The organism is Tomitella cavernea, assembly GCF_016599145.1.
Taxonomy (GTDB): Bacteria; Actinomycetota; Actinomycetes; order Mycobacteriales; family Mycobacteriaceae; genus Tomitella; species Tomitella cavernae.
This window is the reverse complement of record NZ_JAENKO010000011.1, coordinates 27930-39903: the sequence shown is the minus strand read 5'-3', so window position 1 is coordinate 39903 and position 11974 is coordinate 27930. Positions and strand designations below refer to the sequence as shown.

General features: G+C 71.1%; 13 protein-coding genes. 6 read left to right on the top strand and 7 right to left on the bottom strand.

Going from position 1 to position 11974, the window contains the following annotated elements; all coding sequences use genetic code 11:
* Positions 1–133 precede the first annotated feature (133 nt).
* Positions 134–592: a Zn-ribbon domain-containing OB-fold protein gene (locus JJ683_RS06365; RefSeq protein WP_182346283.1), complete on the top strand. Its 459-nt coding sequence runs from the start codon at positions 134–136 to the stop codon at positions 590–592.
* Positions 589–1779 carry a lipid-transfer protein gene (locus tag JJ683_RS06360; protein WP_200172311.1) on the top strand — a complete coding sequence of 397 codons (1191 nt, stop codon included), beginning with the start codon at positions 589–591 and terminating at the stop codon, positions 1777–1779. Before JJ683_RS06365 ends, JJ683_RS06360 begins: the two co-directional genes overlap by 4 nt.
* A 90-nt stretch (positions 1780–1869) precedes the next feature.
* Here JJ683_RS06360 and JJ683_RS06355 read toward each other — a convergent pair whose 3' ends face one another.
* The 6 genes from JJ683_RS06355 to JJ683_RS06330 all read right to left on the bottom strand — a co-directional run bounded on the left by JJ683_RS06355 (position 1870) and on the right by JJ683_RS06330 (position 7051).
* Positions 1870–2634, bottom strand: coding sequence for a hypothetical protein (locus tag JJ683_RS06355; RefSeq protein WP_200172309.1), 765 nt, complete (start codon positions 2632–2634; stop codon positions 1870–1872).
* Between the two features lie 86 nt (positions 2635–2720).
* Entirely contained in the window at positions 2721–3605 is an 885-nt protein-coding gene (locus JJ683_RS06350) for an ABC transporter ATP-binding protein (protein WP_200172307.1), read from the bottom strand.
* Complete coding sequence (locus JJ683_RS06345; protein WP_200172305.1) at positions 3602–4018, bottom strand: GntR family transcriptional regulator; 417 nt, start codon at positions 4016–4018, stop codon at positions 3602–3604. Before JJ683_RS06345 ends, JJ683_RS06350 begins: the two co-directional genes overlap by 4 nt.
* A 219-nt stretch (positions 4019–4237) precedes the next feature.
* Positions 4238–5050: an ABC transporter permease gene (locus JJ683_RS06340; protein WP_200172303.1), complete on the bottom strand. Its 813-nt coding sequence runs from the start codon at positions 5048–5050 to the stop codon at positions 4238–4240.
* Entirely contained in the window at positions 5047–5982 is a 936-nt protein-coding gene (locus tag JJ683_RS06335) for an ABC transporter ATP-binding protein (protein WP_200172301.1), read from the bottom strand. Before JJ683_RS06335 ends, JJ683_RS06340 begins: the two co-directional genes overlap by 4 nt.
* A gap of 127 nt (positions 5983–6109) precedes the next feature.
* Complete coding sequence (locus tag JJ683_RS06330; protein ID WP_307810728.1) at positions 6110–7051, bottom strand: esterase/lipase family protein; 942 nt, start codon at positions 7049–7051, stop codon at positions 6110–6112.
* 258 nt (positions 7052–7309) lie between these two features.
* On the opposite strand from JJ683_RS06330, the gene JJ683_RS06325 reads away from it, so the two are divergent.
* Both JJ683_RS06325 and JJ683_RS06320 read left to right on the top strand, forming a co-directional pair.
* A complete protein-coding gene (locus JJ683_RS06325; protein WP_200172299.1) occupies positions 7310–8467 on the top strand; it encodes a DMT family transporter in 1158 nt (385 codons plus the stop codon).
* 18 nt (positions 8468–8485) lie between these two features.
* The gene (locus tag JJ683_RS06320; protein ID WP_200172297.1) at positions 8486–9352 is read left to right on the top strand and encodes a DMT family transporter; all 867 of its coding nucleotides are present in this window, start codon (positions 8486–8488) and stop codon (positions 9350–9352) included.
* Positions 9353–9385: 33 nt separating this feature from the next.
* On the opposite strand, the gene JJ683_RS06315 is transcribed toward JJ683_RS06320, so the two are convergent.
* Positions 9386–10111 carry a polysaccharide deacetylase family protein gene (locus JJ683_RS06315; RefSeq protein WP_200172295.1) on the bottom strand — a complete coding sequence of 242 codons (726 nt, stop codon included), beginning with the start codon at positions 10109–10111 and terminating at the stop codon, positions 9386–9388.
* A gap of 23 nt (positions 10112–10134) precedes the next feature.
* On the opposite strand from JJ683_RS06315, the gene JJ683_RS06310 reads away from it, so the two are divergent.
* Both JJ683_RS06310 and JJ683_RS06305 read left to right on the top strand, forming a co-directional pair.
* A complete protein-coding gene (locus JJ683_RS06310; RefSeq protein WP_200172293.1) occupies positions 10135–11250 on the top strand; it encodes an MGDG synthase family glycosyltransferase in 1116 nt (371 codons plus the stop codon).
* 148 nt (positions 11251–11398) lie between these two features.
* On the top strand, positions 11399–11905 hold the full coding sequence (locus tag JJ683_RS06305; RefSeq protein WP_200172291.1) for a WKL family lipoprotein: 507 nt from the start codon (positions 11399–11401) through the stop codon (positions 11903–11905).
* Positions 11906–11974 lie beyond the last annotated feature (69 nt).

The following is an 11974-nucleotide window of genomic DNA, read 5'->3' as shown; positions in this document are numbered from 1 at the left end:
CTGCCGCAGATCGGGATAGGGGCGTGACCGTTCCCGCGCACCCGTGAGAACCTGAAACACAGTGCCCTGGCCACCGCGGCCCCGCGGCCCACCGCGTCCGAGCCCGACGCACCCCCGATTAGTGAGGTTGTCAATGACCGAGACCGCCATTCCGGCTGTCGCGGGCTGGTTCACCACCGGCCCCGAGCCCGCGCTGGTGGGCACCAAGTGCACCGCGTGCGGCAACATCGCTTTCCCGCGTGAGACCACGTTCTGCAAGAACCCCGCGTGCTCGGGAGAGGACTTCGACGATGTCGAGCTCTCGCGCCGCGGCACCGTGTGGTCCTACACCGACGCGCAGTACCAGCCCCCGGAGCCGTTCATCCCTGCGACCGACCCGTACGTGCCGTTCGCACTGGCCGCGGTGGAGCTGTCGGAGGGCCTCGTCGTGATGGGCCAGGTGGCCGACGGCTACGGCGTGGACGACCTGACGGTGGGTGCCGAGGTCGAGCTCGTCGTCGAGCCCCTCTACACCGACGACGAGGGCGTCAAGACCATCTGGCGGTGGAAGCCGGTCGGGTCCGCATCGGCAGCGAAGGAGCAGCAGGCATGAGCAAGCACGATGTCGCCATCGCGGGCGTCGGCATGCACGCGTGGGGCAAGTGGGGCCGCCCGTTCGTCGAATACGGCGTGGCCGCCGCGCGGGACGCGCTCAAGGATTCCGGCATCGCCTGGGGCGACGTCGACTTCATCGTCGGCGGCGAGACCGTCCGCAACGGCTACGGCGGATACGTCGCCGGATCCACATTCGCGCAGGCCCTGGGCTGGAACGGCGCGCGCGTGGCCACCTCGTACGCGGCCTGCGCCACCGGCGCCCAGGCGCTGGACACCGCCCGCACCCGCATCCTGGCAGGGCTGAGCGAGGTGGCGCTGGTCGTCGGCGCGGACACCACTCCCAAGGGCTTCCTCAAGCCCAACGCGGGCGAGCGCTGGGACGACCCGGACTGGCTGCGCTTCCGGCTGATGGGCATGACCAACCCGGCCTACTTCGCGCTGGGCGCCCGCCGCCGCATCGACCTGTACGGGGCCACGACGGAGGACTTCGCCGCGGTCAAGGTCAAGAACGCCAAGCACGGCCTGGCCAACCCTTACGCGCGGTACCGCAAGGAGTTCTCCGTCGCCGACGTCATGGCTTCGCCGGTGGTCGCCGACCCGCTGCACCTGATGGACATCTGCGCCACCTCCGACGGCGGCGCCGCCGTGGTGCTCACGTCGGTGGAGTACGCACAGCGTCACGGGCTCACCGGGCCGCGCATCAACGCCATCTCCACGGTCACGCCGACGTTCCCCCAGACACAACTGGACATGCCGTACTTCTCCTCGGAGTCCACCGCCGCCGCGCCGGCCCCGCAGTACACGCACAAGGAGTCGCTGGCCCGCGCCGCCTACGAGGAGGCCGGGATCAGTCCGTCCGACGTGGACGTGGCCGAGGTGTACGACCTGTCGACGGCGCTGGAACTGGACTGGATCGAGGACCTGGGCCTCGTCGAGCGCGGCACCGCCGAGAAGCTGGTGCGCGCCGGCGACACGTCCATCGGCGGCAAGTTGCCGGTGAACCCGTCCGGTGGGCTGGCCTGCTTCGGCGAGGCGGTCCCGGCCCAGGCGCTGGCGCAGGTTTGCGAGCTGACCTGGCAGCTGCGCGGGCAGGCCGAGGGCCGCCAGGTGGCGGGGGCCCGCGTGGGCATCACCGCCAACCAGGGGCTGTTCGGGCACGGATCCTCGGTGATCCTCAGCGCGTAGCGCCCCACCGCACGACCAGTGAGCGCGTGCCTACGGTTCTCCGCCCGGAACCTTAGGCACGCGCTCACTGGTCGGCTCTGCGAAGACCCCTCACGCCTCGACGGTGCGCATCATCCGGTAGCCCACGCCGAACAGCACCGCGCCGAGCACGGCGGGGACAGCCAGCAGGAGCACCGCTATCGGCGTGTCGACGAAGAAGCGCCCGACGGCAGGCCAGCCGCGCTGCCACGTGATCAGCAGCGCCGCCACGGCCGCCGCAAAAGCGAGGATCAGCGCCGCGGTGAACATGCCGTTGGCCCGCCACTTGAGGTAGATCACCCCGGCGAACACGCCCAGCGCGGCGAACGCCATCGTCAAGAGCACCATCGAGAAGAACACGAGCGCGGCGCTGTCGGTGACCCGGTACACCACCGAGAGCACTTCGAGGTGCACGCTGTAGCCGTCGGTGGCCCGCTCGATCTGCGCGAATATCAGCACCAGCACGCCGTTGACCACGCCGGTGCACAGCGACGTCAGTGCGGTGCCGAGGTAGAAGTCTCGCCGCGTCACACCCAGGCCCATCGCGAACGGGAAGTGCTGCGTGGTGATGGACGCGAACATGGCGAGCGAGAAGAAGAACAGAGTCGACCCGACCCCGTTGAACCCTTCGTCCGGAATCTCCACGCCCTGCGAGCGGATGATGGCGAGGATCGCGGCATGCGCCCACAACACCACGAGGACGATGGCCCACGGCATGACGAACAGCATCCATTGCCTGCTGTTCATGCGCGTCACCGCCAACGCCCGCGTGAGTGCGACGTTGCGCACGCCCGTCGCCACGTCCCGACGGCCTATCGTCGCTTCCTGTGCGTTCATCGTCTTCCGCCCCGTCCCGTGGGTGTCCGTCCCGCCGTCCGGCCTGGTTCCCGCTGTCCTGGTTCCGATGCTCTCGATCCCCGAGTTCATGACGCCTGCCGTCCTTCCGTCCCGGTGGCCCCGATCATCAACTGCTGCAGCGACGCCGGCGCGATGTCGACTCCCCGCTCTCGCGCCCGGGCCAGGTCGTCCTCGGTGAAGTCGCCCTGCAGAGTGACGCGCGCCTGCGTGCCCAGGGTTTCGCGCCGCAGTTCCGTACGCCCCGCGGCGAGGTCGTCGATGTGGGCGGTCCCGCCCGTCGCCACCACCGCGCTGCGCCGGAGGTTCTCGGCGCAGTCGTCGATGAGCACCCGGCCGCCGTCGATGAGCACCACCTGCTCGAGCAGGTCGGCGACCTCGTCGACCAGATGCGTCGACAACACGACGGTGCGCGGGTGGACGGTGTAGTCGGCCAGCAGCTCGTCGTAGAACATCTGGCGTGCAACCACGTCGAGGCCCAGGTACGGCTCGTCGAACAGCGTCACCGGCGCCCGCGACGCCAGCCCGATGATGATGCCGAGCATCGAGTGCATGCCGCGTGAGAGCTTCTTCACCCGGCGGCCCGTGGGCAGGTCGAACCTGCCCAACAGGGCGTCGGCGAAGCCCTGGTCCCAGTACGGCAGCAGGTCAGCGGCTGACGCCAGCACGTGCTTGACCTTGAACTCGTCGGGGTAGCGCTGGCTTTCCTTGACGAAGCACATCGACGACATCGCGTCGCGGTCCTCGAACGGCGTGCACCCGAACACGTCGACCGTGCCGGAGGACGGCATCGCGTGGCCGGTGATGATCTGCATCGCGGTGGTCTTGCCCGCGCCGTTGCGTCCGAGCACGCCGCAGATCGTGTTCTGCTGGACGGCGAATGAGACGTCGTCCAGAGCGGTGACGTCGCGGTAGGTCTTGCCCAGGCCTGCCACGCTGATCGCTGTGGTCATGACTGCTCCTCGGTGGTTGCGGATTGGGCGGCGGCGACGGCGTCGCGCGCGGTGTCGCCCTTGTCGAGCTGCGTGACGAGCCGGGCGATGTCGGCCGGGAGGATGCCGAGCTTGCGGGCCTCCTCGACCGCCGGCGCGAGGTAGCGGGCGACGAAGTCCTCGCGACGGCGGAACCGGAGCTTCTCGCGCGCGCCGGGGCTGACGAACATGCCGATACCGCGGCGCTTGTACACGGTGCCGTCGGCGACGAGCGTGCCCAGCCCCTTCGCGGCTGTGGCCGGGTTGATGCGGTGGAACAGGGCGAGCTCGTTGCTGGAGGGCACCTGCGCGTCCTCCTCGAGCGATCCGTCGATGATCGCGTTCTCGATCTGCTCGGCGATCTGCTGGAAGATCGGCTTGTCCGACGTCAACATGGCCGCGCTCCCGTGCTCCCACCGCGGCCCGGCGGCCCCGACGCGCGGGTGCGCCAAGCTGATCGGACCATCGGTTCATTACTCATGTAATGAACCATAGCGCTAGTGAACCAACGAGGCAAGGCGTTCGACGGAGAACGGCCCCGCAGACCACGGGCTGCATGGTCGGCGGGGCCGTTCCGAAGGGGCGGCTCGGGCCGCGCGCCTACTGCGTCGCTGCTACTTCACCTCGGAGCGCATGATGGCGCGCACCCCGATGGCCAGCGGGATCACCAGCCAGATCACCCCGGAGACCGCCAGGGTGGCCCAGGACTCGGCGGGCGCATTCTCGTACATCCGGTTGAGCGAGTAGTTGAAGTCCACCCACGGCTGCAGGTCCGCGAACCAGTCCTGCGCGCCGGCGAGCGCGCCGAAGACCGTCGGCACCACGAACGAGTACACGAAGTACCCGACGATGGCGGCCGGCGAGTTACGGATGAGCACACCCAGCATGAAGCCGATCATCAGCCCCAGCACGTTGATGAACACGATGCGCGCCACGTCGGCGACGGTGACGTTCCAGGTCATGTCCGCGCCCCGGATCAGCGACCCGATCACGTTGCCGAGCGCACCGATGGCGAGCGCCACCAGCATCGACGCCGCGCCGACGATCACCGAGGTGATGGCCTTCGCGCCGATGATGCGGCCGCGATGCGGAACCAGCGTGAAGGTGGTCAGCCCCGTGCGCTGGCTCCACTCGCTGGTGACCGAGAGGATGGCCATGACCGGCAGCAGGACGGCCATGGGCACGCCGATCGCGGTGGCGAACGCGCCGTAGTTGAGGTCGCCGCCGTCGATGAAGGCGATCACCGCGATGGTCGCCACCAGCGCGAGCACCCCGATGCTGATCATCAGCCAGAAGCCCGAGCGGGTGTCGAACATCTTGCGCGTCTCGACCTTGATCAGGCGGCTCATCGGGACGGCCGGCGCGCTGCGGTCGATGGTGATGGCGGGCGCGGCGGCGGCGCCCACGGTGTCTGCGGTGGTGCTCATGCCTGTGCTCCTACTTTCTGCGCGGACGCCGCGGCGGACGCGCTGCCCTCACGCTGCGATTCGGTGGTGAGCTGCAGGAACATCTCCTCCAGCCCGGCGGACTCTGCGGGGCGCAGCTCGATCAGCGGGATGCCCGCCGCGGCGGCCACCTTGCCCACCTGCTCGGGCGCCGCCTCGGTGGTGAGGCCTCCGCCGGAGCGCGGCGCGGACGTGATGCCCGCGGCGCTGAGCGCCACCGACAAAGCGGTGTCGTCGCCGGCCTTGACCAGCGCGCCCGACGCCTGCAGCAACTGCTCCTTGGTGCCCTGCGCGATGATCTTCCCCTGGCCGATGACGATGATCTCGTCGGCGATGACCTCGATCTCGTGCAGCAGGTGCGACGAGAGCAGCACCGTGCCGCCCCGGTCCGCGTAGCCGCGCAACAGGGTGCGCATCCAGTGGATGCCTGCCGGGTCGAGGCCGTTGGCCGGCTCGTCGAGGATGAGGATCTGCGGGTCGCCCAGCAGCGCGTTGGCGATGCCGAGGCGCTGGCGCATGCCCAGCGAGTAGTTGCGCACGCGGCGCTTGGACTCCTCAGGAGTGAGGCTCACCAGGTGCAGCATCTCGTCGACCCGCGACATGGGCAGCCCCATCGTCATGGCGCTGAGGGTGAGGATCTCGCGCCCGGTGCGCCCGGCATGCTGTGCCGAGGCGTCCAGCAGCACGCCCACCTGCGTCCCCGGGTTGGGCACACGCCCGAACTCGACGCCCGACACCGTGGCCGAACCGCTGCCGGCCGGTGTGAGCCCGGCGATGATGCGCATCGTAGTGGATTTTCCGGCGCCGTTCGGCCCCAGGAAGCCGGTGACCATGCCCGGCTTGCAGGTGAACGAGACGTCGTCGACGGCGGTGAATGCCCCGTACGTCTTCGTGAGGTTCTCAACGGTGATCATGGTGACCACTCTGCCGCGCGCAGACGCCCGCGCACATCGGTCTACAGCCTGATTCTGCTCGGCCGAAAGTATGAGATCGCTCAGGGGGAAGTAGGGGTCGTCACCCGGGGGTATCGCTGCCTGAAAGTCACGGGCCGACCATCGTGCCGACGAACGGCAAGATCACGCCGCATGGGACGGGTCGCGGATGCGCCGGGTCGAGCGCATTGAGCACGATGGCCACTGTACGCGGCGATGCGCCGATGCCGTCGTGCTCCGAGTAGTCCGTCGGGCAACCGTCTTGCACCACGATGTTCGTGACCTGCGGCCCCGGCACCAGCCCGCTCGTATAGTCGATGCCCCAGTTGTAGCGGGTCGCAATGTTGGTGTATTCCACCCCCGGCGCGTACGGGGCCCCGCCGGCGTTCAACGCCTCGACGACGTCGCTGCCGCTCATGACCTGCAGAAAATACGGAATCTGGTCGTATAGGGCTGCGCGCCATTGCGCCGGCATCCGATCCACGTACCGCGCCGCCACGTCGCCGCCCGCCCCCTTCCATGTCGGCGCCAGGGAGACGATCTCGTGCACGTTGTCCGCCCCGCCCAGGACCTTCGCGTAGTAGCCGGCGACGAGAGCACCCTCGGCGTGCCCGATCAGGTCCACCGTGCCGTCGCCGATGCCGGCCGCCGCCGCGCGCTGCGTGCCGGGCGCAGCGAGCACGCGGTCGACGAAGTCCGCCAGCTCACCGGCACTCACTTCGATCGGCGCAGTGCCGCCCAGCGGCTGCCCGTTGGATTCGAACCCCTTGCCCGGGACCACGCCGTAGGTCAACGCGTAGACGCAGTGGCCCTCGTTGGCGAGGGCCGGCACGAGCGTCGCCCAGTTGGACTGCCGCGTCGCACCGAGGTCATGGAGCAGCACCACCGGCCGCGGGTGGTCGCGCGTCGGCTCGCATGCGTAGTCGTTGGAGCCGGGCAGCGAGCCGCCGGGATTCGCCAGTTCCGCCGCGACGCCCGCATAGAAGCCGTCCGGCACCGGCAACGGCGCTGCCGTGGCGGGCGCGCCAGCACCGAAAGCCGACGCCGTCACCCCGAGTGCTCCAGCACAAACGCCGGTGGTCCACGCCCAGCCGACACGCCGTGCTCTCGCAGCGAGTCGCGCACTCCTTCCCCACACCCTGCTCCCCATTGGTTGAATCTATCGCGGCGGGGCACGATCCGAACCGGTTCGGCCGGAATGGGCCACCTCTGATCCCCGCCTCGAACCGGCGCCCTCGCCCGCGGCGCGCAATAATCGACCGTGTCGGCACCCACGCGTCGACCCGGCCCAGCACGGGGAGGAGGAACGTTGCTCGTCTACGTGCTCGCGCTGCTCACGGCCGTCGCCAACGCGACGGCCTCGGTTCTGCAACGCGCGGCCAACCGCAAGCGGCCCGCCGACGAGCTGTTCCATCCGCGCCTGATCATCCGGGTGCTGCGTGAGCCGTTGTGGTTCGCCGGCATCGCCGCGCTGATCGTCAGCTTCTTCCTGCTCGCCGGCGCCCTGGGCAGCGGCCCGATCTCCATCGTCGAACCGTTGGTGGTGCTCACCCTGCCGCTGACCCTGGTGATCGCGGATATCACGTTCGGGCGGCATACCCGGCCCGCCGAGTGGGGTGCTGCGGCCGCCATCACCGTGGGGCTGGTCGGGGTGTTGTTCTTCCTCGCCCCCGAGGCCGGGCCCGGGGAGCCGATCACCTTGTCCACCTGGGCTTGGGGCCTCGGCGCCGCGGCCGCGTGCATCGCCGTTCTCGTGGTGCTGGCCGCCCGCGCGCCCGTCGGTTCGATGGCCCGGCCGGCGTTGCTGGGCGTGGCCGCCGGGATCGGGTTCGGCACCAACGCGGCCCTGATCAAGGCGATGACGGCTGCACTCGACCTCGGCGGCTGGTCGGGGTTGGTCACCACGTGGCAGACCTACGGCGTCATCGTGTGCGGCGCGCTGGCGTTCTTCCTGCTGCAGGCGGCACTGGGGTCCGGCCCGCTGATCGCCGCGCAGCCCGGGCTCACCGGCGCCGAGCCGATCGTGTCGATCCTGTGGGGGACGATCGTTTTCGGGGAACAGGTACGCGGCGGCCTGTTCTACATCGGCACTGGAATCTCGGCGGCGATCATGGCCGCCGGAATCATCGCGCTCACCATGGCGTTCTCGGCGGCGGTCGAGCCGGAGGGGATCGCCGCCGCGGTCTCGGACGACCGTTTCGCGACGCGTCGCCTGCACTCCGCACCCAACCCGCACGGCGCCTTCGGCCTCGGCGACGACCTCTTCCGGGACGACGACCTTCTGCCGGACCACGAGCAGTTCGCCGACGACGAACTCGCGCCGGACGACGAGCACTCGCCCGTGGTGCGGCCCGTCCACCCGTCCGCGGACCCGCACGGGAACCGGCCCGGAGACCGGCCCGGCGACCGGCCCGGCGACCGGCGCGGCGCGGCCGGACGACGCCGGCCGGAACTCGAGCGGGACTGACCGCGCGGGACCCGCCCAGTGCTCGTCTACGCGCTCGCGATACTCACCGCCGCGGTCAACGCCGCCGCATCGGTGCTGCAGCGCGCCGCCAACCGCAAGCGCCCGGCCGACGAGCTGTTCCATCCGCGGCTCATCGCCCGCATCCTGCGCGAGCCGATGTGGTTCGCGGGGCTCGCGGCGATGATCGGCAGCTTCGTACTCATGGCGGCGGCCCTGGCCAGCGGGCCGATCGTCGTCGTCGAACCCCTGCTGATGCTGGACCTGCCCTTCACCCTGGTCATCGCGCGGGTGTTCTTCGGCCGCCGCACCCGCGCCGGCGAGTGGCGGGCCGTCGCCGCGATCACCGTCGGTCTGGCCGCACTGCTGTTCCTCCTGGCCCCGGCCGGCGGCGACGCGGCAGACGTGCCGGGGCGCACGTGGCTGATCGGGCTCGGCGCGTCCACGGGATTCATCGCCGCGTTCACGGTGCTCGGCGCCCGCGCCCCCGTCGGTTCCCTGGCCCGGCCCGCACTGCTGAGCCTGGCCGCCGGCACCGGCTTCGGCGTGACGACCGTGCTCACCAAGGCGTTCACCACCGACCTGGTCGACGGGGGCATGGCCGGGGCGTTCACTACGTGGCACGTCTACGGGCTGCTGGCGGCGGGCGCGCTCGCGTTCTTCCTGCTGCAGGTCACCTTCGGCTCCGGCCCGCTCATCGCCGCCCAGCCGGGCCTGACGGGCACCGAACCGGTGGTGTCGATGATCTGGGGCGTGGTCGTGTTCGGCGAGCAGGTGCGCGGCGGCTGGTACCCTGCGCTCGCCGTGCCGGCGGTGGCGCTCATTGCGGCCGGGGTCGCGGTGCTGGGCCGGTCGTTCGCCACCGCGGCGGCGGGCGGGCGCGGTTGACCACCGGGCATCGGATAGCAGGGCGCCCGAGCATCAGGCCCTGGGCGCGTGTTCACCGAGCGCCCCGACGCGCAGCCCCTTCTCCTGGCAGGCGCCGACGATGCGGGGCAGCGCCGCCAGCGTCGCCCGCCACGAGCCTGGCTGCGCGTAGGCGTCGGTGTCGTGCAGGAGGATCGTGGCGCCGCCGCGCAGCCCGGGCCCCACCACGCGCAGCACGTCGCCGGCGGTGACCCCCAACGTCCAGTCCTTCCCCCACGCCGACCACAGCACCGGGTTCAGGCGGGCGCGCCGAGCGGCCAGCACCCCCTGCCCGGTGAGCACCCCGTAGGGCGGCCGGTACCAGCGCGGCGGGTGCCCCGTCACGTCCGCGATGAGGTCGCGGGCCGCCCGTAGTTCCGCGCCGACGGGGCCGGGCCGCAAAAGCTGGTTTCGGTGGCGCCACCCGTGGCAGGCGATCTCGTGCCCGCGCCCCGCCGCCTCGCGCGCCACCCGCGGATGGCTGCGCACCTGCTCGCCGACGCAGAAGAACGTGGCGCGCACGCCCAGGCTCTCGAGCGCGTCGAGGAAGTACGGGGTGGACGCCGCATCGGGGCCGTCGTCGAAAGTCAGCGCCACGTGGTCGGCGGCGCCGGGCCCGCACAGCGACGGCGCGAACGACCTTCGTACCGGGGGCAGCCACGTGCCCGCGGGCAGGATGTGCGCGGCCGCCACGGCACCGATCACCCGCCCGGTGACCCGCGCTCCGGCCATGCGCCCCATGCCGGAAGCCTAGGCTCGAAGGCATGCAGGGGCAGCGGATTCTGCTGGTCTCGGCGGGCATGGGCGCCGGGCACGACCAGTGCGCCCGCGAGTTGGCCCGCCGATTCGCCGAGCGCGGCGCCGAGGTCCGCGTCGTCGATCTGCTCGCCCTGCTTCCGCTGCGCCTGGGTTCCGCGCTCCGCGGGTTCTACGGCGGCATGCTCGCGCACGCGCCGTGGCTGTACTCGGCGATCTACCGGGTGTTCATGGCGAGCGACTCGCTGCGGACGGGATCGGAGTCGACGGGGCCGCAGCGCCCGGCCCGTTCGCGCCCCCTCGCGCGGCTGGGGGCCCGCGCGCTGGCACCCGTCGTGCGCGGCTTCGCGCCCACCGCCGTCGTCTCGACCTTCCACCTGGCCGGCCAGTCGGTGGGCGAGCTCCGCCGCCGCGGCGTCACAGGTGCGCCATCGATCGTCGTGGTCACCGAGATGGTGGCGCACGCGATGTGGCTCGGCGGGGGCGCGGACTTGTACTGCTGCATCTCGGAATCCATCGCCCGGCGCGTGCGCACGGCGACGGGGGCGGACGCGATCGGCCCCGGTCCCCTCGTCGACCCGCGGTTCCTTCGCGACCCGGACGCGCGCCGGACCGCCCTCGCGGCCGGGGATGACGACACCGTGCTCGTCTCCACCGGGTCGTGGGGGATCGGCGACGTCTTCGACACCGTCACCGCACTGGCCGCCGCCCCCGGGGTCCGGCCGGTCGCACTGTGCGGGCGCAACGCGCGGCTGCACCGGCGGGTCGCCGCCGTCCCGGGCGCGACGGCGCTGGGCTGGCGCGACGACATGCCCGCGCTGCTCGCCGGCGCGGCCGTCCTCGTCGACAACGCGGGCGGGTCGATGTGCATGGAGGCGCTCGCCGCGGGCGTCCCCGTCGTCGAGTACCGCCCCATCGCCGGCCACGGCGTGCCGGTGGCGCGCGCACTCGTCGAACACGGTCTGGTCACGGCCGCCGACGACGCGGCGTCACTGGTCCGGGCGGTCGATGCGCTGCGCCCGCCCGGGCCGCGGCGCTCCGCGCAGATCGAGCGAGGCACCGCGCTGTTCCGGGCCGATCCCGCCGGGGAGATCGTGCGGTGGTTGAAACGACGTAGCGGCTGACTCCGGGCGCGCCACCAGTGGATGGATCACGCATCGCGTCCGCATCTCCGCACGCACTGTTGACTGATACTACTGGTTACGTATACCGTCCGTTCTACCGCGTCGCTTCCAGCCGGCGCGCCGACGCCGAACCCCGAGGAGACCGGTCATGCTCACAAAGCCCCGCCGACCCATCGCAGTCATCGCCGTTTCCGCGGCATGCGCCTTCACGCTGAGCGCCTGCGGCGCGAGCGAACCGGCCGCGACGCCGACGACGACCGCCGGGGGCACGACGATCGACGATGCAGGGAATGCTCTTCCGGCTCCGACGGCGGCCGAGCTGCAGGCGCAGTTCGCAACCATCATCGATCCGGCAGTGCCCGCCGAGCAGAAGGCGGTACTCGTCGAGGGCGGCGAGGATGACCCCGCGGCATTCGACGTGCTGGCACAGAAGCTCGCAGCTTCCCCAAACGCGACGATGACGCTGTCCGAACCCGTCACCGCCACCGGCGACGCGACGGTGAGCGTGCCGTTCACCGCCACCTTCGACGGGCAGCAGAGCCAGGGCGACGCCACTTTCGTCGCCGAGGACGGCATCTGGAAGCTCTCTCATGAGAACGCCTGCGCAGTGCTGCGCCTGATGGCGATCACAAGCGCCGCCTGCCCGGAAGCGTGAGGAGACAGATATGAGCATCCTCACCGCGCCCTTGACCGCGCCGCCGCCCGGTGATGCACCGCGCGAGAC

Excerpts from the sequence above, each read along its gene's own strand:
- JJ683_RS06355 (WP_200172309.1), bottom strand. The coding sequence starts at position 2,634 with ATGAACGCACAGGAAGCGACGATAGGCCGTCGGGACGTGGCGACGGGC.
- JJ683_RS06310 (WP_200172293.1), top strand. The coding sequence starts at position 10,135 with ATGCAGGGGCAGCGGATTCTGCTGGTCTCGGCGGGCATGGGCGCCGGG.
- JJ683_RS06345 (WP_200172305.1), bottom strand. The coding sequence starts at position 4,018 with ATGTTGACGTCGGACAAGCCGATCTTCCAGCAGATCGCCGAGCAGATC.
- JJ683_RS06305 (WP_200172291.1), top strand. The coding sequence starts at position 11,399 with ATGCTCACAAAGCCCCGCCGACCCATCGCAGTCATCGCCGTTTCCGCG.
- JJ683_RS06340 (WP_200172303.1), bottom strand. The coding sequence starts at position 5,050 with ATGAGCACCACCGCAGACACCGTGGGCGCCGCCGCCGCGCCCGCCATC.
- JJ683_RS06360 (WP_200172311.1), top strand. The coding sequence starts at position 589 with ATGAGCAAGCACGATGTCGCCATCGCGGGCGTCGGCATGCACGCGTGG.
- JJ683_RS06315 (WP_200172295.1), bottom strand. The coding sequence starts at position 10,111 with ATGGGGCGCATGGCCGGAGCGCGGGTCACCGGGCGGGTGATCGGTGCC.
- JJ683_RS06365 (WP_182346283.1), top strand. The coding sequence starts at position 134 with ATGACCGAGACCGCCATTCCGGCTGTCGCGGGCTGGTTCACCACCGGC.
- JJ683_RS06335 (WP_200172301.1), bottom strand. The coding sequence starts at position 5,982 with ATGATCACCGTTGAGAACCTCACGAAGACGTACGGGGCATTCACCGCC.
- JJ683_RS06350 (WP_200172307.1), bottom strand. The coding sequence starts at position 3,605 with ATGACCACAGCGATCAGCGTGGCAGGCCTGGGCAAGACCTACCGCGAC.